This is a genomic window from Rhizobium sp. SYY.PMSO, from assembly GCF_046840415.1.
Lineage (GTDB): Bacteria > Pseudomonadota > Alphaproteobacteria > Rhizobiales > Rhizobiaceae > Rhizobium.
This window is the reverse complement of the sequence record NZ_CP177349.1, coordinates 1,236,701-1,258,690: the sequence shown is the minus strand read 5'-3', so window position 1 is coordinate 1,258,690 and position 21,990 is coordinate 1,236,701. Positions and strand designations below refer to the sequence as shown.

21 protein-coding genes are annotated in these 21,990 nt (G+C 61.4%); 4 read left to right on the top strand and 17 right to left on the bottom strand.

Annotation, left to right across the window (positions count from 1 at the left end; all coding sequences use genetic code 11):
- Positions 1–2: 2 nt before the first annotated feature.
- Positions 3–1,445 (bottom strand): siroheme synthase CysG, encoded by a 1,443-nt coding sequence (gene cysG, locus ACJJVH_RS06110; RefSeq protein ID WP_412064907.1) that lies wholly within the window; start codon positions 1,443–1,445, stop codon positions 3–5.
- 287 nt (positions 1,446–1,732) lie between these two features.
- Between cysG and ACJJVH_RS06105 the strand changes: the two genes are divergently transcribed.
- Positions 1,733–2,320, top strand: a complete 588-nt coding sequence (locus tag ACJJVH_RS06105) for a nucleoside deaminase (protein ID WP_113372074.1) — start codon at positions 1,733–1,735, stop codon at positions 2,318–2,320.
- Positions 2,321–2,343: 23 nt separating this feature from the next.
- Positions 2,344–3,192 carry a nucleoside triphosphate pyrophosphohydrolase gene (gene mazG / locus ACJJVH_RS06100; RefSeq protein WP_112796211.1) on the top strand — a complete coding sequence of 283 codons (849 nt, stop codon included), beginning with the start codon at positions 2,344–2,346 and terminating at the stop codon, positions 3,190–3,192.
- 208 nt (positions 3,193–3,400) lie between these two features.
- Here the strand turns inward: mazG and hflX are convergent, their stop codons facing one another.
- The 8 genes from hflX to dusB form a co-directional block, all read right to left on the bottom strand.
- Positions 3,401–4,735, bottom strand: a complete 1,335-nt coding sequence (gene hflX, locus ACJJVH_RS06095) for a GTPase HflX (RefSeq protein WP_112796213.1) — start codon at positions 4,733–4,735, stop codon at positions 3,401–3,403.
- 78 nt (positions 4,736–4,813) lie between these two features.
- Complete coding sequence (hfq, locus tag ACJJVH_RS06090; RefSeq protein ID WP_003539403.1) at positions 4,814–5,056, bottom strand: RNA chaperone Hfq; 243 nt, start codon at positions 5,054–5,056, stop codon at positions 4,814–4,816.
- Positions 5,057–5,163: 107 nt separating this feature from the next.
- Positions 5,164–6,027: a D-amino-acid transaminase gene (locus ACJJVH_RS06085; protein WP_112796215.1), complete on the bottom strand. Its 864-nt coding sequence runs from the start codon at positions 6,025–6,027 to the stop codon at positions 5,164–5,166.
- A 47-nt stretch (positions 6,028–6,074) separates the two neighbouring features.
- A complete protein-coding gene (locus ACJJVH_RS06080; RefSeq protein ID WP_112796217.1) occupies positions 6,075–7,439 on the bottom strand; it encodes a sigma-54-dependent transcriptional regulator in 1,365 nt (454 codons plus the stop codon).
- Positions 7,429–9,702: a sensor histidine kinase gene (locus tag ACJJVH_RS06075; protein WP_113393697.1), complete on the bottom strand. Its 2,274-nt coding sequence runs from the start codon at positions 9,700–9,702 to the stop codon at positions 7,429–7,431. Before ACJJVH_RS06075 ends, ACJJVH_RS06080 begins: the two co-directional genes overlap by 11 nt.
- 284 nt (positions 9,703–9,986) lie before the next feature.
- Positions 9,987–11,438: a nitrogen regulation protein NR(I) gene (ntrC, locus tag ACJJVH_RS06070; RefSeq protein ID WP_112796218.1), complete on the bottom strand. Its 1,452-nt coding sequence runs from the start codon at positions 11,436–11,438 to the stop codon at positions 9,987–9,989.
- On the bottom strand, positions 11,435–12,592 hold the full coding sequence (locus tag ACJJVH_RS06065; protein WP_112796220.1) for a two-component system sensor histidine kinase NtrB: 1,158 nt from the start codon (positions 12,590–12,592) through the stop codon (positions 11,435–11,437). Before ACJJVH_RS06065 ends, ntrC begins: the two co-directional genes overlap by 4 nt.
- Positions 12,589–13,614, bottom strand: coding sequence for a tRNA dihydrouridine synthase DusB (dusB, locus tag ACJJVH_RS06060; RefSeq protein WP_412064906.1), 1,026 nt, complete (start codon positions 13,612–13,614; stop codon positions 12,589–12,591). Before dusB ends, ACJJVH_RS06065 begins: the two co-directional genes overlap by 4 nt.
- 225 nt (positions 13,615–13,839) lie before the next feature.
- Here dusB and ACJJVH_RS06055 point away from each other — a divergent pair, with 225 nt between their 5' ends.
- Entirely contained in the window at positions 13,840–15,060 is a 1,221-nt protein-coding gene (locus ACJJVH_RS06055; protein ID WP_412064905.1) for a bifunctional 2-C-methyl-D-erythritol 4-phosphate cytidylyltransferase/2-C-methyl-D-erythritol 2,4-cyclodiphosphate synthase, read from the top strand.
- Positions 15,060–15,554, top strand: a complete 495-nt coding sequence (locus ACJJVH_RS06050) for a CinA family protein (protein WP_412064904.1) — start codon at positions 15,060–15,062, stop codon at positions 15,552–15,554. Before ACJJVH_RS06055 ends, ACJJVH_RS06050 begins: the two co-directional genes overlap by 1 nt.
- 10 nt (positions 15,555–15,564) lie before the next feature.
- Here ACJJVH_RS06050 and ACJJVH_RS06045 read toward each other — a convergent pair whose 3' ends face one another.
- The 8 genes from ACJJVH_RS06045 to ACJJVH_RS06010 form a co-directional block, all read right to left on the bottom strand.
- Positions 15,565–16,011, bottom strand: coding sequence for a type II toxin-antitoxin system RatA family toxin (locus ACJJVH_RS06045; RefSeq protein WP_113385150.1), 447 nt, complete (start codon positions 16,009–16,011; stop codon positions 15,565–15,567).
- A gap of 9 nt (positions 16,012–16,020) precedes the next feature.
- On the bottom strand, positions 16,021–16,611 hold the full coding sequence (locus ACJJVH_RS06040; RefSeq protein ID WP_412064903.1) for an AAA family ATPase: 591 nt from the start codon (positions 16,609–16,611) through the stop codon (positions 16,021–16,023).
- 155 nt (positions 16,612–16,766) lie between these two features.
- Entirely contained in the window at positions 16,767–17,738 is a 972-nt protein-coding gene (lipA, locus tag ACJJVH_RS06035) for a lipoyl synthase (RefSeq protein WP_112796227.1), read from the bottom strand.
- Between the two features lie 35 nt (positions 17,739–17,773).
- Positions 17,774–18,022 (bottom strand): GlsB/YeaQ/YmgE family stress response membrane protein, encoded by a 249-nt coding sequence (locus ACJJVH_RS06030; protein ID WP_113358014.1) that lies wholly within the window; start codon positions 18,020–18,022, stop codon positions 17,774–17,776.
- A gap of 115 nt (positions 18,023–18,137) precedes the next feature.
- Complete coding sequence (locus ACJJVH_RS06025) at positions 18,138–18,392, bottom strand: GlsB/YeaQ/YmgE family stress response membrane protein (protein ID WP_112796230.1); 255 nt, start codon at positions 18,390–18,392, stop codon at positions 18,138–18,140.
- A 55-nt stretch (positions 18,393–18,447) separates the two neighbouring features.
- A complete protein-coding gene (gene lpdA, locus ACJJVH_RS06020; protein ID WP_412064902.1) occupies positions 18,448–19,893 on the bottom strand; it encodes a dihydrolipoyl dehydrogenase in 1,446 nt (481 codons plus the stop codon).
- Positions 19,894–19,945: 52 nt separating this feature from the next.
- Positions 19,946–20,587 carry an SGNH/GDSL hydrolase family protein gene (locus ACJJVH_RS06015; protein ID WP_112796232.1) on the bottom strand — a complete coding sequence of 214 codons (642 nt, stop codon included), beginning with the start codon at positions 20,585–20,587 and terminating at the stop codon, positions 19,946–19,948.
- A 25-nt stretch (positions 20,588–20,612) separates the two neighbouring features.
- Entirely contained in the window at positions 20,613–21,989 is a 1,377-nt protein-coding gene (locus ACJJVH_RS06010; RefSeq protein WP_412064901.1) for a pyruvate dehydrogenase complex dihydrolipoamide acetyltransferase, read from the bottom strand.
- Position 21,990: the final 1 nt, after the last annotated feature.

Below are 21,990 nucleotides of genomic sequence, written 5' to 3'. Positions count from 1 at the left end.
AATCAGCTCCTTGCATAGTCTTGAGCAACGGTCTCGCGACGGACCAGCGGCTCGGATTGTTCGAAATTCGCCCCGGCGACGGCATCGCCGATAATGACCATGACCGGCCCGCTCAATTCATCGCGGCGCTCAAGATCGGGCAAATCCTTCATGATGCCGTGCATCAGGCGGCGGTCGCGGCGGCTCGCGTTCTCGATAACCGCAACGGTCGTTTCGGGAGGCACGCCGGCCTGCATCAGGCGACCGGCAACGGAAGCGGCGACCGTACGGCCCATATAGACGGCAATCGTCGCGCCCGATACGGCAAGGCTCGCCCAATCGGGCAGCACATCGCCGGTCAGATCATGACCCGTCGTGAAGACCAGCGACGAGGCAACGCCGCGCAGCGTCAGCGGCAGCTCGAAATCGGCGGCCGCGGCAAAGGCGGAGGTGATTCCGGGGACGATCTCATAGCCGATACCCGCAGCACGCAGGGCGGCCATTTCCTCGCCGGCACGACCATAGACCAACGGATCGCCCGACTTCAGGCGCACCACGCGCTTGCCTTCACGGCCAAGCTGCACCAGCAGATCGTTGATCTCTTCCTGCGATTTGCTATGGCAACCCTTGCGCTTGCCGACCGACAGGCGCTCGGCGTCGCGCCGACCCATATCCACAATCGCCTGCGGCACCAGAGCGTCATAGACGATGACATCGGCTTCCATCATCACGCGCTGCGCCCGCAACGTCAGAAGGTCCTCCGCGCCCGGACCCGCGCCGACCAGCCAGATGCGGCCTTCGACTTTGCGCGATGACCGCAGCAGATCGTCAGCCGCCCGTTCGGCCTGCCGGAGTTGACCGGCATTGACGGCATCGGCGACAGGACCGGAAAAGAAGCGCCGCCAGAACACGCGACGAGCGACACCACGCGGCACCAGGCGCTCTACCGGCTTGCGATAGCGCGTTGCTAGGTTCGCCAGTTTGCCGAGCGACGGCGACAGCATCTGGTCGATCTGCGCGCGGATCATCTGCGCCAGCACAGGCCCTGCACCCTCGGTGCCGATGGCAACGGCGACCGGCGCGCGATTGACGAGCGCCGGCGTGTAGAAATCGCAATAATCGGGCTGATCGACGGCATTCGCCGGAATTTTCGCGGCGCGCGCTGCATCGACGATGGCGCGATCCGCCTCGGCATCGCCGGTAGCGGCAAAGACCAGCGTCGCCCCTTCCACCTGCCGGGGCGAAAAGACGCCACGCACGGTTTCGATGCGGTTGGAGATGAGGAAGGCGTGATAATCAGCCTCGGGCGCCTGCACATAGGCAACGATGCTCGCCTGCGTGTTCATGAGCAGCCGCGCCTTGGCAAAGGCTTCGTCGCCATTGCCGAAGACAGCCGCCACCCGTCCTTCTACGCGAAAGAAGGCGGGAAATACCGAAAGCTGTTCAGTCCTGGGAGGCATCATCATTCCACTTCGAGATTTGCCGAATATCGCCTTTGCGGCCAGCAGATAGAAGAAACAGAAATTCTAATGCCCCGGCGCAGGCGTATTCTTTTGCTCGACATGGCAGGGATTTGAGCAAAACTCACCAGACGAGAAGATGACGATAAATATAGGAAATTTATAGACTATTTTGATTGACCTTAATCCGCGGCGGTTTTATTGCCTGTGACAAACCCGGATCGCATGTCGTTTGCGCATTCCGGTGCCGGAGCAATCCGGCTAGACTGAAGTCGGAAATCTGGAGCAAGCCCTTGTCGGACAACAGCATTGCAGCCCGCCTTCTCGACGTCGTGGAACACGACATCCTGCCTCTGACGCGCAAGGGCGTTGCCGCCGGCAACAAGGTCTTCGGCGCCGCCATTCTGCGCAAGTCCGATCTTTCGCTCGTCATCGCCGAAACGAACAACGAGCTGGAAAACCCGCTCTGGCATGGCGAAGTTCACGCGCTCAAGCGCTTCTACGAACTTGGCGAGAAGCCCGCCACCAAGGATCTGATTTTCCTGTCGACCCATGAGCCCTGCACCATGTGCATGTCGGCAATCACCTGGGCCGGTTTCGACAATTACTACTACTTCTTCAGCCATGAGGATTCGCGGGATGCTTTCGCGATCCCGCACGATCTCAAGATTCTGAAGGAAGTCTTCGGTCTGGAGCCGGGCGGCTATCGGCGGCAAAATGCCTTCTGGAAGAGCTTTGCCATCGCCGACCTCGTGGAAACGGAAGCCGATCCGAGCAAAGGCGCGTTGAAGGAACAGACGGCACGCATCAAGCAAGCCTATGCCGGACTGTCCGACAACTACCAGGCATCCAAGAGCGGCAACGACATCCCACTGAATTGATTCCAGCAAGACCCGAGGCAACGATGGAAGCATCGCGAGACATAAACGGCCTGATCGACATCATGGCGGCGCTGCGCAACCCCGAGAGCGGCTGCCCTTGGGACATCGTCCAGACCTTCGAAACCATCAAGCCCTATACGATCGAGGAAGCTTACGAAGTCGCGGACGCGATCGAGCGCCGGGACACGGACGATCTGTGCGACGAGCTTGGCGATCTCCTGCTGCAGGTCGTATTCCATGCGCGAATCGCCGAGGAGGCCGGCGCGTTTTCCTTCGGCGATGTGGTGCATGCGATCAGCCGTAAAATGATCCGCCGCCATCCGCATGTCTTTGCCGTTTCCGATGCAAAGACCGAGGATGCGGTGACGCTGCAATGGGATCGGATCAAGGCCGAGGAGAAACGCGAGCGCGCAGAGCGCCGCGCCAAGAGCGGCTTGACCGAGGATTTCAAGGATGGGTTCCTTGGTTCGGTGCAACGGACATTCCCTGCCCTGACGGAAGCGTTGAAATTGCAGGAGCGGGCCGCCAAGGTCGGCTTCGACTGGTCGGCACCCGAGCCGATCCTCGACAAGATCGAGGAAGAGATCGGCGAATTGCGGTCGGCGCTCGCCAGCGGCGACCGGGCCAAGGTGAGCGACGAGCTGGGGGACCTGATCTTTGCGGTGGTCAATATCGGCCGCCATGTGAAGACCGATCCGGAGCAGGCCCTGCGCGGCACGAACACGAAGTTTCGCCGCCGCTTCCATCACATAGAAACGACGCTCGATGCCAATGGAGAGACGCTGGAAGGCGCTTCACTGGAACGCATGGAAGAAATCTGGCAGGCGGCGAAAGCCATCGAGCGGCAGCTGGCAGGCGTGAAAACAGCCTGAGACGCGCGACAATTCAGATTCGCGTTGAACGCTTCGGATCTTTGCTCTCCGGCATGCCTTGCGCGCGGAACGGCTGCCCGCTGCCGCGCGACATACCCCGAGTGCGCCCGGAGCGGTCCCGCGTTTCATGGAATGGCTGAGCCGCTCCAGTTCTCTGTTTTTACGCAATTCCGGATGGAAAGCACTGCGCAATTTTCCGGGAGTTACCCTATTCCCAGTCCTCGCGCTGCGGCTTGGGGCCATTGCCCATGCGTCGCTCCAGTTCAGCCGCCTCGGTCTCGGTCAGGCGCACGTCGAGCGTCACCGTGCCGTCCTCGTTATCCTCGCGATTGTCGACGATGGCATGGTTATAGAGCCAGGGCAACAACGCCAGCTTTTCGACCGGAAGCGTAATCGTCGTTTCCGTCAGCACGCCCGAGAGACGGCGGCTGATCTCCGCCATCAGGCGATCGACGCCCTCGCCGCTTCTGGCGGAGACGGCAATGACGTTCTCCGTATTCGAAGCCTTCTGCACGATGGCATCGTGCGCTTCCGGCTCCAGGCGGTCGATCTTGTTCCAGACCTCGAGAATGCGTTCCGCACTTTCCGCCTCGCCGATGCCGAGATCGCCGAGAATACGAAGGACATCGGCACTCTGGGCCTGATTGTCATCGTCGGACAGATCGCGCACATGCAGGATGAGGTCGGCTTCCAGAACCTCTTCCAGAGTCGCGCGGAACGCAGCCACCAGATGCGTCGGCAGGTCGGAGATGAAACCGACCGTATCGGACAGAATCACCGTGCGGCCATGCGGCAGCTTCATTCGGCGCAGCGTGGGATCGAGCGTCGCAAAGAGCATGTCTTCCGCCAGAACGCCGGCGCCGGTGATACGATTGAACAGTGTCGACTTGCCGGCATTGGTATAGCCGACCAGCGCCACGATCGGATGCGGCACCTTCCTGCGCTTGGCACGATGAAGCTGGCGGGTGCGAACCACCTGCTCCAGCTCGCGCTCCAGACGGACAATCCGCTCCTGCAGCAGACGACGGTCGGCTTCGATCTGGGTTTCGCCCGGACCGCCCATGAAGCCGGCGCCGCCGCGCTGGCGTTCAAGGTGGGTCCAGCTTCGAACCAGCCGGCCCTTCTGATAGTTCAGATGCGCAAGCTCGACCTGCAACGTGCCTTCCTTTGTGGAGGCGCGGCGGCCGAAGATCTCAAGGATCAGGCCGGTACGGTCGATGACCTTGGCATTCCATGCCTTTTCGAGATTGCGCTGCTGGACCGGCGTCAGCGGATGGTCAACGATGACAAGCCCGGCATTGAATTCGTCGAGCAGCGCGAGGATTTCCTCGATCTTGCCAGTGCCCAGCAGCGTTGCCGGCCGCGGATCGTTGATCGGAACGATGGAGCCGTTCACGACGTCAAGATCGATGGCAAGCGCAAGCCCCTTGGCCTCTTCCAAGCGGCTTTCGGGCGGGCGCGAGACGGAGATGGCGCTGTCGGCCTGAGCGGCACGCGCCGCGCGTGCCTGCTTCAGCACGGGCACGACCACGACAGCGCGCATGTCATCCCGGTGCTTTACGGACTCCGGAATGAGGGAATCGTTTTTGGTATCGCGTGTCGTGATAATAGAAAATCCCGGTTAGGATGCGGCTTCTTCGCTCTCGAACATCTGCATCGGCTGACCCGGCATGATCGTTGAGATCGCATGCTTGTAGACGAGCTGCGAATGACCATCGCGGCGGAGCAGGACGCAGAAATTGTCGAACGAAGTCACAACTCCCGTAAGCTTCACGCCGTTAATCAAGAAAATTGTCAGGGAAATCTTTTGCTTGCGAACAGTATTGAGAAACAAGTCCTGCAAGTTCTGAGAACGTTCCGCCATCGCGCCGCTTCTTTCTTTTTTGCCGACCAAGGTCGGTGGAATGTCATGATATATAAAGGTCCCGGACAGGAGATACCCTCACTCTCTCCTCCCAGCGAATGTTGGTATCAAATCGCAGTCTTTTCCGCAACGTCGAAAAAGGCTTCTCGAATTTTCTGTGACATGCTGCCCGGATGACCGTTGGCAATCGCCTCTCCGTCGATGGAAACGACCGGAAAACATATACTTGTCGCCGCCGTGATAAAGACTTCCCGGGCCGCCATCATCTCCTCCACGGAGAAGAATCGCTCCACGATCGTCACTCCGAGCTTTGCGGCGACGTCCAGCAGGGTCGTGCGCGTGATGCCGCGCAGGATGCCATGCTCGGCCGGTCGAGTGACGAGATTGCCATCGTGATCGACGATCCAGACGTTGGTGGCAGCTCCTTCCTTCACCATGCGGTTGTGATCGATATAGATCGCCTCCTGCGCGCCGGCCTCCTTGGCCTGCTGGCGAGCCATCGCATTCGGAAGCAGGCCGACGGACTTGATATCCACACGGTCCCAGCGATTGTCGCGAACGGTGATTGCCTTGATACCCTCGGCATTTTTCCTGGCGATCGCGGATTGATCGGTGCTCTTGGCGGTCACGACGATCGAGGACGGCGTACCGGCCGGCGGAAAGACGTGGTCGCGCCGGGCGACGCCGCGCGTCACCTGCAGGTAGAACAGACCGTTTCTGACGTGATTTCGGCGCAGCGTCTCGCGAATCACCAGGATCAGCGCCGGACGCGTCATCGGCCAGGCGATGCGCAGTTCGCTCAGCGAGCGGTCGAGACGATCGAGATGGCGCGTCAGATCGACGATGACGCCACGACGAACCTCGCAGACTTCATAGACACCATCGGCGAACTGATAGCCGCGATCCTCGACATGCACCATGGCATCGCTGTGTCGCACATAGCGGCCATTCACATAAGCTATTCTCGGCATGCGAGCCCCTGATCCGAATTCCGTAATATCGAAGGCCGGGCGGCCGCTCAGACGCCCAGCGACTTCAGCTTGCGATGCAGCGCCGAACGCTCCATGCCGACAAATTCCGCCGTACGCGAGATATTGCCGCCGAAGCGGTTGATCTGCGCGATGAGGTAATCACGCTCGAACATTTCGCGGGCCTCGCGCAGAGGCAGCGTCATGATGTGATAATCGTTCTTGGCGGAAACCTTCGGCAGCATGTCGCCAAGGTCGGTCGGCAGCATTTCCGCGGTGATCGGCGTATCGGCGCCATCGGAACGCGCAAGAATCATCAGACGTTCGATGTTGTTGCGCAGCTGGCGGATATTACCCGGCCAGTCATGCGCCTGCAGCACGGCCATGGCATCATCGCCGATCCGGCGCGGACGGATGCCCGCCTGCTCGGAAATCTGGCGCATCAGCTGATCGACGAGGAATGGGATATCCTCCCGGCGCTCGGCAAGAGCGGGAACGCGCACCGGCACGACGGCCAGGCGATGATAGAGGTCTTCGCGGAACAGGCCCTCGGCGATGCGGCTCTCGAGATTATAGGCCGTGGAAGAAATGATGCGCACGTCCACCTTGACGCGCTTGGAGCCGCCGACGCGTTCGAACTGCTGATCGACGAGCACGCGCAGGATCTTGTTCTGCGTCTCGCGCGGCATTTCACCGACCTCGTCGAGATAGAGGATGCCGCGATGGGCCTCTTCCAGAGCGCCGATCTTGCGCGCCTGCCCCGGCGAGCCCTCGGTGCCGAACAGGGCGATTTCCATGCGCTCAGGCGTGATCGTCGCGGCATTCAACGCCACGAAAGGACCATTGGCGCGGGTCGACTTCTTGTGGATCATGCGAGCCACGAGTTCCTTGCCGGAGCCGGATGGGCCGAAGATCATGACGCGGCTGTTGGTCGGCGACACCTTGTCGATGGTCTGTCGCAGCTGCGAAACGGCAACGGAAGTTCCGATCAGCTCGACGGCATCGCCCGTGCGGCGCTTCAACTCGGAAACCTCGCGCTTCAGCTTGGAATTCTCCAGCGCACGCTCGGCGATCAGGATCAGGCGATCCGCCTTGAACGGTTTCTCGATGAAATCGAAAGCGCCGCGCTTGATGGCGGACACGGCGGTCTCGATATTGCCATGGCCGGAAATCATGACGACGGGCAGATCGGGATGGCGTGCCTTGATCTCGTCCAGCAGCGCCAAACCGTCGAGCTTACTGCCCTGCATCCAGATATCGAGGAAGATCAGCCGCGGCGCGCGATCGGAAATCGCCGCCAGCGCGCTGTCGCTGTCATGCGCCGTGCGCGTTTCGTGACCCTCGTCCGAAAGAATTCCCGAAACGATTTCGCGAATGTCTTCCTCGTCGTCGACTACGAGAATATCAGATGCCATAGACACTTTCCTTGTCACTTGCTGTCTGGGCGACGGCGGCCTGCTCACGGCGCGGCAGATGCACGCGGATCATGGCTCCCCTGCCCTGGTCGAAATCGGCGGGAGCATCGTGAAGTTCGATCTGTCCGCCATGGTCTTCAATGATCTTCTTGACGATGGCGAGCCCCAGGCCCGTCCCTTTCTCGCGCATTGTCATATAGGGTTCGAGAATGCTGTGCCGGTTCTCCACCGGCAGGCCGCGGCCATTGTCGATGACATCAACGGTGAAGCGGTCGCGATCCGGGTCCAGCGATGAGCGAACCAGAACCTTCGGCTGCTCGCGGGCCTGATCGCTCGGAACGGCCTCGATCGCCTCCACAGCATTCTTGATGAGATTGCCGAACGCCTGGCCGAGCATGCGGGCATCGAACATGCCCTCCAGCCGCTCGTCTCCAAGGTCACGCTCGAATTTGACATGGTTGTTGCCCATCTCGCGCAGGAACACAGCATCGCGCAGGATATCGCGCAGGTCGCTCGGCTCCATGGTCGGCTTGGGCATGCGGGCGAAGGACGAGAACTCGTCCACCATGCGGCCAATATCGCCCACCTGACGGATAATGGTATCGGTGCATTGATCGAAGACCGGCCGGTCCGCATCGGCGATGTTCTTGCCAAAACGGCGGCGGATTCGCTCGGCGGAAAGCTGGATCGGCGTCAGCGGGTTCTTGATTTCGTGCGCGATGCGACGCGCGACATCGGCCCAGGCGGTCGAGCGCTGCGCGATGACCAGATCGGTGATGTCGTCGAGCGTAATCACATAGGATTCGTTGGCATCGCGCGATTCCTCCCGCGTCACCTGGACGCTGAGCGTTCGTACCGTTCCGCCGCGAACGAGGCTGATCTGCTTGCGGAAATCGCTGCGATGGCGCGTCGTTGCCTCGGTCACGACCTGATCGACCTCAGGCGCGATTTCCGCCAGGTTCTTGCCGATAAGCTCATCGCTCTTCAAGCTCAGCAGTTCTTCGGCAGATGTGTTGACGATGGTGATGCGCCGATCGTTCTCGACGCCGATCACCGCCGCCGTCACACCCGACAGCACGGCCTCGATGAAGCGGCGGCGGTCGTCGACCTCATCCTTCGCCTCGAGGATTTCATCGCGCTGGGTGCGGATTTCCGAGATCATCTTGTTGAAGGTACGCGACAGGCTGCCGACATCGCCATCGGCCGAACGCACGGGAACCAGCACGTTCATATTGCCCGAGGCGACATTGTCCGCGGCGCTGATGAGGAGACGGATCGGCCGGACGATACGGTCGGCGATCGCGATGGCGGTCCAGATCGCCGCCAGCAACACGATGAGGGCAAAGCCGATGTAGAGAACGGCAAAGGCGATCTGCAGCGACATGCGCCCCTCCTCCATCGCCTTGTACTCGACGGTGTTGTCCTCCACCATGCGCATGGCGTTCATGACGCGCGGGTCGACCGCGCGCACCGTGTAAAGGAACGAACCGGGAATTTCATCGAGCTTGATGACCGCACCGACGAGATTGGTCACACCGGGCGGGATAAGCGTCGGCTGGCCGTTGGCCGAGGAATCGAGCGCATCTTTCGGAATGGCCGGCAGCGGCCGCTCGGTCTTGATGTCAGCCTGGACGATGGCACTGCCGTCGCGGCGCACGAGGAAGGCGCCCAGCAAGCCGCGGCCCCGAGCCTGACGGGTCATCAGATCGGCAAATCCGGTACGATCGAGATTGAAGAGCGAGCGATTGCGCTCCAGATCGTTTGCCATCGAGACCGTCTGGCCCTGCAGATAGCTGGCATTCTCCATGAGATAGGCCTGGGCAACGTTCTGCGAGGAGCTGATGATCTGCTGCGTCCGCACCCCGAACCACCGGTCGAGGCCGACATTGAGCGTCAGGCTGGCAACGATGGCGACGAGAATGGCCGGCGTAATGGCCACGATCGAAAACAGAACGACGATACGGATATGCAGGCGCGCCGCGGCGCGGCCGCGGCTGCGCGCCTTCACAAGCCGGCCAACCTCGCGGGCGATCAGCGCAATCAGTCCCAGTACGAACAGGCCGTTGATCACGACCGAGGTGAAGACCACGGAGGATGTCGGCGCTACCGGCGTCAGCCCGAGAAGCATCAGCAGGGTCGCGATGGCGCACAACAGCGCGCCGCCGGCCAGGATCAAGCCAGGCAGTGCAAAGGAAGCACGACGGTCCGTCACCTTGACCACCGCCTCGTCGCTCGCCGCCGGCGACACCGCGTCCTGCATCATTCCCATCATCTCCACGCCCGAGCGACGGTCGGCGCCCTGGTCAAATCGCACGGCCATGGTTTGGCACCAGCGCGAGCAACAGGCAAAGGCGGGAACTGTCGTCCGGTTTCGCACAGAAGCGAAACCACTACTTCAAATCATCTTTGCAATAGACTGAAAAATCAGACGAACTCTCATTCATACGAGAGTGGGTCAGACGAATCGCCACCGCAAAAACGACGAATCTGCTGCGTGACCTTTAAGCAACGCATTGTGGCGAAAATGCAACGCATCGGATTGCGTTGTCAAGCCGTGCGGGAGCTTCTGTATACGGAAACACCCAGTTCTCTGATCTTTTTGCGCAGCGTATTGCGGTTGAGGCCCAGAAGATCGGCCGCCTTGATCTGATTGCCGCGCGTGGCGGTCAACGCGGCGAGAATCAGCGGGTACTCCATTTCCGTCAGCACGCGATCATAAAGACCCGGGGGCGGGAGATTGTCGCCGAAGCCGGCAAAATAGGTCCGCATATTTTCCTCGACGGCCTGGGCTATCGTCATCGTGCCGGTGCGTACGGGACCTTTCTCGATCGGGCTGTCGGGCACATCGGCCCGCAGTTCCGCGTCGATGATCTCCTTGGTGATGACATCCTGCGGATAGAGCGCCATCAGCCGGCGGATCAGATTTTCCAGCTCTCGGACGTTGCCGGGCCAGGGATAGGCCTTCATCAGCTCGAGCGCCTCCTGGTCGAAGCGCTTGGAGCCAAGGCCCTCCTTCTCCGCCTGCTGTATGAAGTGGCGCACGAGATCGGGAATGTCCTCGGCGCGGTCACGCAGCGGCGGCAGGCGCAGCGGCACGACATTGAGACGGTAATAAAGATCCTCGCGGAACAGGCCCTGGTTGATCGCCTGCTTCAGGTCCTTGTTGGTGGCGGCGACGATGCGGACATCGGTGCGGATCGGCGTGCGGCCGCCGACGGTCGTGTACTCGCCCTGCTGCAGCACGCGCAACAGGCGGGTCTGCGCATCCATCGGCATGTCGCCGATTTCATCGAGAAACAGGGTACCGCCCTCGGCCTGCTCGAAGCGGCCGGTCGAGCGGGTCTGCGCGCCGGTGAAAGCGCCTTTCTCATGGCCGAACAACTCGGATTCGATCAGATCACGCGGGATCGCCGCCATGTTGATCGCCACGAAAGGGCCGTTGCGGCGCTTGCCGTAATCATGCAGGGCGCGTGCGACCAGTTCCTTGCCGGTGCCGGATTCGCCGGTAATCATCAGCGTGAGATCGGTCTGCATCAGGCGCGCGAGCACACGATAGATTTCCTGCATCGCGGCGGAACGGCCGACAAGCGGCATGCCGTCCTGCATGTCGTCATCGATCTTCGCCGGCTTGCGCTTCGGCTCGGACAATGCCCTGCCGACGATCGCGATCAATTCCGTCAGGTCGAACGGCTTCGGCAGATAATCGTAAGCGCCCTTCTCGGATGCCTTGATCGCCGTCATGAAGGTATTCTGCGCGCTCATGACGAGGACAGGCAGATCCGGCCGTGCCTTCTTGATGCGCGGCAGCAGGTCGAATGCGTTTTCGTCGGGCATGACGACATCGGTTACGACGAGGTCGCCCTCGCCGGCGGAGACCCAGCGCCAGAGCGTGGCGGCGTTGGACGTAATGCGCACATCGTAACCCGCTCGGCTCAGTGCCTGGTTGAGCACGGTACGGATGGCCGCATCGTCATCGGCGACAAGGATCGTGGCTGTCATCGAGTAGTCCCTGTAGAGTTCGGAAGGGGGGCATCGTCTAGGGTGATGCCTTTGGAGGCTGGCATCAGAACGCGGAAAGTGGTGCGATGGTTCTGGCTGTCGCATTCGACGATACCGCCGTGATCGCCGATGATCTTGGCGACCAGCGCAAGGCCGAGGCCGGTTCCATTCGTCTTCGTGGTGATGAAAGGATCGAACAGATGCGGCACCAGATCGGACGGCACGCCGGGACCATTGTCGATGACGCAAAATTCCAGCGGCAAGGAGATTTTCTCGCGGGTGCCGGCAACAGAAAGCCGGATGCCCGGGCGATAGGCCGTCGTCAGCATGATTTCGCCGTCCTGCCGGTCTCCGACCGCTTCGGCAGCATTCTTCACCAGATTGAGGAAAACCTGAATGAGCTGGTCCCGGTTTGCGAAAACCGCCGGAAGCGACGGATCATAGTTCTCGGAAATCTTGATGTTGCGGGCAAAGCCGGCCTTGGCGATGGCTTTTACATGATCGAGGACGGAATGAATATTGACCGGGACACGATCGACCGGACGCTCGTCGGAAAAGACCTCCATGCGATCGACCAGCGATACGATGCGGTCCGTCTCGTCGCAGATGAGACGCGTCAGCGCACGGTCGTCATCCTCGACCGATTGCTCCAGCAACTGTGCGGCGCCGCGAATGCCCGACAGCGGATTCTTGATCTCGTGCGCCAGCATGGAAGCCAGCCCGGTGACCGAGCGGGCGGCGGCACGATGGGTCAGCTGCCGGTCGATCTTGTCCGCCATGGAACGTTCCTGGAATACGACCACCACGGAGCCGGGATTGCTGGAAACCGGTGCGACGTAAAGGTCCACCAGCTTGTCCTGCCCCAGCCGCGGCGAGCTGAGGTCGACGCGATATTCGTTGACCGGCGCGCGGCGCTCGCGCACCTGATCGATCAGCGCCAGCAAGGGGCTGCCGAACGGGATGAAGGTGGAAATCCTATAGCGCGACAGATGCGAGGCGCTGGCGCCGAAAAAGGCTTCCGCCTCCCAATTGGCAAAGGCGATCAGCCCCGCCTCGTCGACCATCACGACCGGATTCTGGATCGCGTTGAGAACGGCCATGGCCACGGAATTGGCCGTGTTGTCCCCGGCCTCGGAGCTGGATTTCGAAGTCATGCAGCCTCCTGGACGCACTGGGCGATATCAGCGCCTGCCTGCAGCGCCGCATGGAACGATGCGGCTACCTCGCCGCTTTCTTTCGACGTCATGATTTTCGCCTTGTCGGCGCCTGGCGTCGCCGGCGCATACCGATCGAGATACCAGGCCAGATGCTTGCGGGCATGGCGAATGCCGACGGCTTCACCGTAGAACTCCAGCATCATCCGGTAGTGTTCGAGTGCAATATCGACGATCTCCTGGCGGCCTGGCTGGCGATGACCGGCCAGAACGCCCGCATGCCACGGACGGCCCTGGCAACCTCGGCCGATCATGACGGCATCGGCTCCCGAACGCCGCAGGATTTCCTGAGCGTCTTCCGCCGTCTCGACATCGCCATTGGCGACAAGCGGAATGGAGACGACATCGCGCACGGCGCGGATCGCATCCCAATCCGCCCTGCCCTCATAAAACTGCATGCGCGTGCGGCCATGAATGGTCACGAGCTGGATACCGGCTTCTTCGGCACGGCGCGCGATATGAGGCGCGTTGATGGTGTTCTCATCCCAGCCGAGCCGCATCTTCAGCGTGACGGGAACGCTCACAGCGCCGACCGTCGCTTCGATCAATGTCAGCGCATGATCCGGATCGCGCATCAGCGCCGAGCCGGAATAGCCGCCGATCACCTTCTTGGCGGGGCAGCCCATATTGATATCGATGATATCGGCACCATTGTCGGCAGCGATCTTCGCGGCCTCGGCCATCCAATGGGCCTCGCGGCCGGCAAGCTGCACCATATGCGGCTTCAATCCGGCGCTCTTCAGGCGTGCCCAGGATTCAGGCGTGTCCTGCACGAGTTCGCGACTTGCAACCATTTCCGTGACGACAAGCCCGGCGCCGTAACGCAAGGCAAGCTGCCGGAAAGGGAGATCGGTCACGCCCGACATCGGCGCGAGAATCACGCGATTTCGGATAGGCACGAAACCGATGGAGAACGAGGCTGCAAGCTTGGGAGAAAGCAAATGATTATCTTTCGGGCACACTGTACATCTGCACTATTTTTAGACACGCTTTAAAAGTTTGCCAAGAGGTTTCCGAGAATGCCGATATTTTTTGGGCAAATGCTGGAAAATGCTCGGTTGAGGCGCTAGACCCTGCTGACGCAGGGTCCCGGTTCGGCCATCCATTTAGCATGTGCTTGCTTACAGGAAAGCGCTACACTTTTCAAAGCCATGCCGGAGACCGGGCCTTTCATTCTTCGGGGGTTTATGACGCAAATGCACGCAACGCAACCGCTGTCGGTGGGAATCGTGATCGTTGCCGCCGGGCGTGGCGAACGCGCGGGATCTCCGGAAGAAGGTCCCAAGCAATATCGCCCGATCGGCGGCAAGGCGGTTATTACGCATACGCTTGAAAGATTCGTGACATGGCCGCACGCGTCGAGGATCGTCGTGGTCATCCATCGCGACGATGAAACACTGCTGCGGTCGGCGCTGGAGCAGGTTGCCGGGTTGCCTGAAATCGAGATCGCCTTCGGCGGCGCGACGCGCCAGCAATCCGTGCTTTCCGGGCTTCGGCAGCTTGCGGGAAGCGGTGTAACGCATGTGATGATTCACGATGCCGTGCGCCCTTTCTTCGACCACGATCTGCTGGATCGTGTTGCCGCGGCGCTGGCAGACGGTGCGCCGGCCGTGCTGCCCGCCATGCCCGTCACCGACACATTGAAGCGCGGCGACGAAAGCGGGCTGGTCGTGGACACCGTGTCCCGCAGCGGGCTTCACGCCGCGCAGACGCCGCAATCCTTCCGCTTTGCCGATATTCTCGCCGCCCATGAAGAAGCCGCTGCCAACGGCAGAAGCGATTTCACCGACGATGCGGCGATTGCGGAATGGTGTAACTTGCCGGTGACGTTGGTAGCCGGCAGCGCCGACAACGTGAAACTGACGATCAGGAGGGATATTGCCATGGCCGATGAAAAGCTCAGTGCCGGCCTGCTGCCCGACGTGCGCACCGGCAACGGCTATGACGTGCATCAGCTGGAACCCGGCGACGGCGTCACGCTTTGCGGCGTTTTCATCCCGCATGACCAGAAGCTGAAGGGCCACTCGGATGCCGATGTCGCCCTGCATGCCCTGACGGATGCCCTGCTCGCCACCTGCGGCGCCGGCGATATCGGCGACCATTTTCCGCCCTCCGATCCGCAATGGAAGGGCGCGTCATCCCGCATCTTCATCGAGCATGCCGCCAAGATCGTGCGCGAGCGTGGCGGCACCATCATGAATGCGGATGTCTCGCTGATCGCCGAAGCGCCGAAGATCGGGCCGCATCGCGATGTCATGCGCGCCAGGCTTTCGGAGTTTCTGGGCATCAGCATCGATCGCTGCTCGGTCAAGGCAACGACAAATGAGAAAATCGGCTTCGTCGGCCGCCGCGAGGGCATCGCGGCCATTGCGACGGCGACGGTGGTCTATCGCGGAGGCAAGGCATAATGCATTTCCCCGATGAAATTCTCGCGCTTGCGCAAAAGATCGTCACAGACTTCACGGCAAAGGGCTGGATGGTCGCGACGGCAGAATCCTGTACCGGCGGGCTGATCGCCGGAGCGCTGACGGAAATTCCCGGCTCGTCCGCCGTGGTCGATCGCGGCTTCGTGACCTACACCAATACCGCCAAGATGGAGATGCTGGGCGTTCAGGAGCAGACCCTTGCGCAATTCGGCGCGGTCTCGAAGGAAACGGCGCTGCAGATGGTGCACGGTGCCCTCTTCCGCTCACGAGCCGATTTTGCCGTGGCCGTTACCGGTGTTGCCGGCCCCGGCGGCGGCTCCGCGGAAAAACCTGTCGGCCTCGTCCACCTCGCCGCGAAGGCGCGCAACGGCACGCTGATTCATCGCGAAATGCGCTATGGCGATATCGGCCGCGACAATGTCAGGCTCGCCACCTTGAAAACGGCGCTGGAGATGCTCGTCGCGCTCGGTCGGTGACACCGTCCGGTCAGGCGTAGATCTTGTTCGCGCGCGTCTCGAAGGCATCCGTAAACATGCGGAAGGCCCGATCGAACATCGATCCCATCAGGGCACCGAGAATGCGGCTCTTGAACTCGTAGTCGATAAAGAAATCGATGACGCAGCCGCCATTTTCCGACGGCTGAAAGCGCCAGCGATTGTCGAGATACTTGAAGGGGCCGTCGATGTATTTCACATCGATCGCGCGCTCCGCCTTGTTCAACAGCACCTGCGTCGTGAAGGTCTCGCGGATCGCCTTGTAGCCGACGGTCATATCGGCGATCAGCAGGATCTTGCCGTCGCGCTCCTTGCGGCTGCGGACCACGAGCGCCTCGCAAAGCGGCAGGAACTCCGGGTAGCGCTCGACATCGGCGACGAGGTCGAACATCTGGTCAGGCGAATGCGGAACGGGGCGATGGGTTTCGAACTGAGGCATGATCGGCAATTAAGCAGGACCGCCAAGAAGATCAAGAAGCTGACGCATTTCGCCGCGGGATTTCACCTGCAAAACGGGCACCTCCGCGCCATGCGCGGCAAGACCCGCAAGAACGCGCGGCGTGAACTTCTCCTCGAATGTCCAGATGAAGCGCAGAAACTCCCAATCAACCTTTTCGATGCAGCCTGGCGCCATTTCCGGGCGTGTGCGGCCCATCCATTTGATCCAGCGGGAGACGACGCCCCAGACGCAAAGCAGACGCGGCATCCGCACCCAGATGACGAGATCGGTACGCGGCAGGCGAACGTCGAATGTCGAGGGGTTGGTTCCGTCCATGATCCAGCGCTCGCCCCGCACCTTGGCGACGATGATGGCGCGCTGCTCCTCTTTGCCGCGCTCGACCCAGCCCGGCAGCCACAGAATGTCGCGATCGATCGAGATGTAGGCAAGACCGAAGCGGGCGGCGAGCTTCAACGACAAGGTCGACTTACCCCCGCCGGAACAGCCCATGATGAGGATGCGGTTCGCCTTCCTGACAAGAGCGGCACCCTGATCGATATCGACATAGGCAAGCGCCTGCGGCGCGACGATCTGCTCCACGGTCCAGCTCCACAGGCGACTCCAAAGCACCGACATCGGCAACGAACGGCGGCATGTTCTCCATTCCGCCCATATGCAAGCAAAAACAGCACAAACAAAAGCCGCGGCACAATCGCCGCGGTTCGTTCAAAAGGCAAGCCTCGATGCCATCCGGCTTATTCGGCCGCCATCAGCAGCTTCTTGGCGCGAGCGGCACGCAGCCGCTCGAAATCGTCGCCCGCATGATGCGACGAGCGGGTCAGCGGGCTTGAGGACACCATGAGAAAACCCTTTGTGTAGGCCACGGTCTCATAGGACTTGAATTCTTCCGGCGTGACGAATTTCATCACCTGATGGTGCTTGCGCGTCGGCTGCAGATACTGGCCGATGGTCAGGAAGTCGACATCGGCGGTGCGCAGGTCGTCCATCAGCTGAAGCACTTCGTTGCGCTCTTCTCCGAGGCCGACCATGATGCCGGACTTGGTGAACATGGTCGGGTCCAGTTCCTTGACGCGCTGCAGCAGGCGGACCGAATGGAAATAGCGAGCGCCGGGACGAACCGTCAGATAGTTCCCCGGTACGGTCTCCATGTTGTGGTTGAAGACATCGGGCTTGGCGGCGACGACGCGCTCCAGCGCACCCGGCTTCTTCAGAAAGTCCGGTGTCAGGATCTCGATCGTCGTTGCCGGCGACGCGGCGCGGATCGCCCAGATGACCTTCTCGAAATGCTCGGCGCCGCCGTCTGCCAAATCGTCACGATCGACAGAGGTGATGACAACGTGGCTGAGCCCCATCTCCTTGACGGCCTTGGCGATATTCTCCGGCTCCGCCATGTCGAGCGCGTTCGGCTTGCCTGTCGCGACATTGCAGAAGGCGCAGGCGCGCGTACAGATCTCGCCCATGATCATGAACGTGGCGTGCTTCTTGTCCCAGCACTCGCCGATATTCGGGCATCCCGCCTCCTCGCAGACCGTGACGAGCTTATGCTCCTTCACGATCGAGCGGGTTTCGGCATAGCCCTTCGATGTCGGCGCCTTCACGCGGATCCAGTCCGGCTTGCGCAGGACTTCCGTATCCGGCTTGTGCGCCTTCTCCGGATGCCTGACGCGCTTCGCATCGGGGTTGATCCTGTCGAGTATCGTGACCATGAAACGTCTACTTTCCGCCGCCTAGATGCGGCCCTTCATCGCCGAGCGGCTTTGGCGAGGAATATCAGAATGCATGCACCGATGAAACCGGTGATGAAAAAGCCAAGCCGGCCACCTGGCGCACTGACATGCAGGGCCACCATAAGCCCTGCCGCCACGACCGAGCCGGCAATGCCGAGGACGATGTTCAGGATGATGCCGTAGCGCGCGTCCATCAGCTTGCCTGCGAGCCAGCCCGCGAGACCGCCGATGATGACCAGACCCAGCCAGCCGACACTTTCCATCACATCCCCGATCTCAGGACATTTCCGTTTCCAAAGGGAGTCACGGAAATGCCCCATCCTTCTGTTTTTCGCAATTCCGGACGGAAAACCGCTGCGCACTTTTCCTGAAATTGCTCTAGGCGATCAATCTCGCCAATAGCACCACAATGATCGCGCCGACGGTGGCATGGATGATTTCCACCACCAGCGCATTTTGAATGCCGAGCGAAATCCCGAACCAATGGAACAGGAAACCGCCCACGAAAGCGCCGATCACGCCGCTCACCAGGCAGCTGATGAGCCCGCCTCCCCCGACCACCAGGCTCGCCAGAAAGCCGGCGACCAGACCGATGAGAAGAAAGACGACCCAACCTTCCGTCGTGATAGACATGTTGATTTCCTTTCCTGTTTTCCACCCTTCGGATAAAGGGCGTGGCAGGAAATTATCAAGCGTTCAGCGCCCGGCCATAGGCGTCCAGCACAGCTTCCTTCATCGTTTCGGAAACGGTCGGATGCGGGAAGATCGTGTGCATCAGCTCTTCCTCCGTCGTCTCCAGGTTCATGGCGACGACGAAGCCCTGAATGAGTTCGGTCACTTCGGCGCCGACCATATGTGCGCCCAAAAGCTCGCCGGTCTTCTTGTCGAAGATCACCTTGCAAAGCCCCTGATCTTCGCCAAGCGCGATTGCCTTGCCGTTTGCGGCAAAGGAAAAGCGGCCGACACGAATATCGCGGCCGAGTTCCTTGGCCCTGGCTTCCGTCAGGCCGACCGAGGCAACCTGCGGCTGGCAATAGGTGCAGCCCGGAACCTTGCCCTTGTCGGTTGGATGAACGTTCGGCAGGCCGGCGATCTTCTCGATGCAGACGACGCCCTCATGCTCGGCCTTGTGCGCCAGCATCGGCGGACCGGCGACGTCGCCGATGGCGTAGATGCCCGGCACGTTGGTCTTGCCATAGCCGTCGATGACGATGCAGCCGCGGTCGGTCTTGACGCCGAGCGCCTCGAGACCGAGGTTCTCGATGTTGCCCTGCACGCCGACAGCCGAGATCATGCGGTCGGCAACGATCTGCTGCACCTTGCCGTCTTCGGTCTCGACATGGGCGGTGATCGAGTTGGCAGCCTTGTCGACCTTCGTGACCTTTGCCTTGGTGAAGATCTTCAGCCCGCGCTTTTCAAGCTGCTTGCGGGCGATGCCGGAGATTTCGGCATCCTCGACCGGCATGATCGTAGGCATGACTTCGACGACGGTGACGTCGACGCCCATCGAGCGATAGAAGCTCGCGAACTCGATGCCGATGGCGCCCGAGCCCATGACGAGCAGTGATTTCGGCAAAAAGTCCGGCTTCAGCGCATCGAAATAAGTCCAGATCAGCTTGCCGTCCGGCTCGATGCCGGGCAGAGCGCGCGGACGGGCGCCGGTGGCAATGATGATGTGCTTGGCGGTATAGGTGCCTTCGCCCTTGACGTTCTTCGGCAGCGGATGCTGCGGCTCTACGACAGGCTTGGTCGATTTGCCGACGACGATCTCGCCGGGCTTGGTGATCTTGGCTTCGCCCCAGATCACATCGACCTTGTTCTTCTTCATCAGGAAGCCGACGCCGGTGTTAAGGCGAGCAGAGACGCCGCGCGAACGGGCGACGACCGCCTTCACATCGGGGCTTACCTTGCCTTCGAGAACGAGGCCGTAATCCTTCAGATGGTTGGAGTGATCGAGAATTTCAGCCGAGCGGAGCAGCGCCTTCGTGGGTATGCAGCCCCAGTTGAGGCAGATGCCGCCCAGGTGCTCGCGCTCGACGATCGCGGTCTTCAGGCCAAGCTGGCCGGCGCGCACGGCGGCGACATAACCGCCCGGACCGGAGCCGATGATAATGACGTCGTAATTCTCAGCCATGTGTTTCCTGCCTTATTGGTGGCGGCGGATCGGAGCCGGCGCCTTGACTGTATCAGAGACCGAGCATCATCCGCACGATCGGCTCGAGGCCGCGACCGAGCGCCCGGGTATTTTCCGCATCGAGATGCACGCCGTCGAGCGGCGTGGTGACGGCGGCCGAATTGGCATCGAAGAAGCCGCAGCCCAGTTCATCGGCCAGATCGCTGTAAAGCGTCGGCAGCTTGCTCGATTCCTGGACTGCGCCGAGAAAGCTGGCCGCGAAGGCGGGATTGGCCGTCTCGGAGATTGCCGGCGGGGCGACGATGAGGATATCGGGCACCTCGTAATCGAACCCCCAGGCATGATTGCGCACCAGCTGGATCAAGCGGCTGATACCCTGCAAAGCGGCAAAGGCCGAGCCGGCCACGACCGGCTTCATGTCGTTGGTGCCGAGCATGATGATGACGAGATCGAGCGGATTGTGAGTCTGCAGGATCGTCGGAAGAATCCGCGCGCCGTTGCGATCACAGTCGGCGAGATGATCGTCGAACGCCGTCGTGCGGCCGTTCAACCCTTCCGGGATGACGCGCACCTGATCGCCGAGCGCCTTTTGCAGCACGCTCGGCCATCGATCTTCATAGGCATGACGGCCGACCGTCTCGGCGCTATAGCCCCATGTCAGCGAGTCGCCGTAACACAGAACAGTCTTGGTCATTCATGCCTCCGTGTCAGAACAAGGCTCAGACGAGCATCCCCATCGGATTTTCGATGTAACCCTTGAAGGCGGCCAGGAGCTCGGCACCGAGCGCACCGTCGACGGCGCGGTGGTCGGTCGACAGCGTGACGGTCATCACGGTTGCGATCGCCATTTCGCCCTTCTTGACGATGACACGCTGTTCGCCCGCGCCGACGGCCAGGATGGTCGCATGCGGCGGGTTGACGACGGCAGCGAAGTTCTTGACGCCCATCATGCCCATGTTCGACACGGCGGTCGTACCGCCCTGATACTCCTCGGGCTTCAGCTTGCGCTCCTTGGCGCGCTTGCCGTAGTCCTTCATCTCGTTGGAGATGGTCGAGAGCGTCTTCTGCTCGGCGCTGCGGATGATCGGGGTGATCAGGCCGCCCGGAATGGAAACGGCGACGCCGACATCGGCATGCTTATGCTTGACCATGGCGCTGTCGGTCCAGGAAACGTTGGCATCCGGAACGTCGCGCAATGCCAGCGCCAGGGCCTTGATGACCATGTCGTTGACCGAAAGCTTGTAGGCCGGAACGCCATCCTTCGACTTCGGAGCGGAATCGTTGAGCTGCGTGCGGAGCGCCAGCAGCGCGTCGAGTTCGCAATCGACCGAAACGTAGAAGTGCGGGATCGTCTGCTTGGATTCCTGCAGGCGCTTGGCGATGGTCTTGCGCATGCCGTCATGCGGCACGAGTTCGTAGGAACCCTGCTCGAACAGCTTGAGGACGGCATCGTCCGACATGCCCTTCGGCGCGGCCGGAGCGGCGGCAGCGGCAGGCGGTTGCGCGGCCGGTGCAGCTGCAGGAGCGGCTTTGGCGGTGCCGCCGGAAACAGCAGCTTCGATATCCTTCTTGACCACGCGACCATGAGGACCGGAACCGGAAACGGCAGTCACATCGATGCCGGCTTCCTTGGCCAGACGGCGTGCAAGCGGCGACGCGAAGGTGCGATGACCGTCGTTTGCGGCCGGAGCCGATGCCGAGGGTGCCGGGGCGGGTGCAGCAGGAGCCGAAACGCTTGCCGGAGCAGGCGCTGCGGCGGGAGCGGCCGCCGGGGTTGCCTCCGCCTTCGGAGCTTCTTTGGGCGCCGGTGCAGCAGCGGCGCCAGCGCCGGAAGCTGCAGCCGCGACATCTTCGCCATCGGCGGCAAGCACGGCGATCAAGGCATTGACCTTCACGCCTTCCGTGCCGGCAGGAACGACGATCTTGGCGACGGTGCCTTCATCGACGGCCTCGACTTCCATCGTTGCCTTGTCAGTCTCGATCTCGGCGATCACGTCGCCGGACTTGATCTTGTCGCCTTCCTTGACCAGCCACTTGGCGAGGTTGCCCTCTTCCATGGTCGGCGAGAGGGCAGGCATGGTGATGTTGATAGGCATC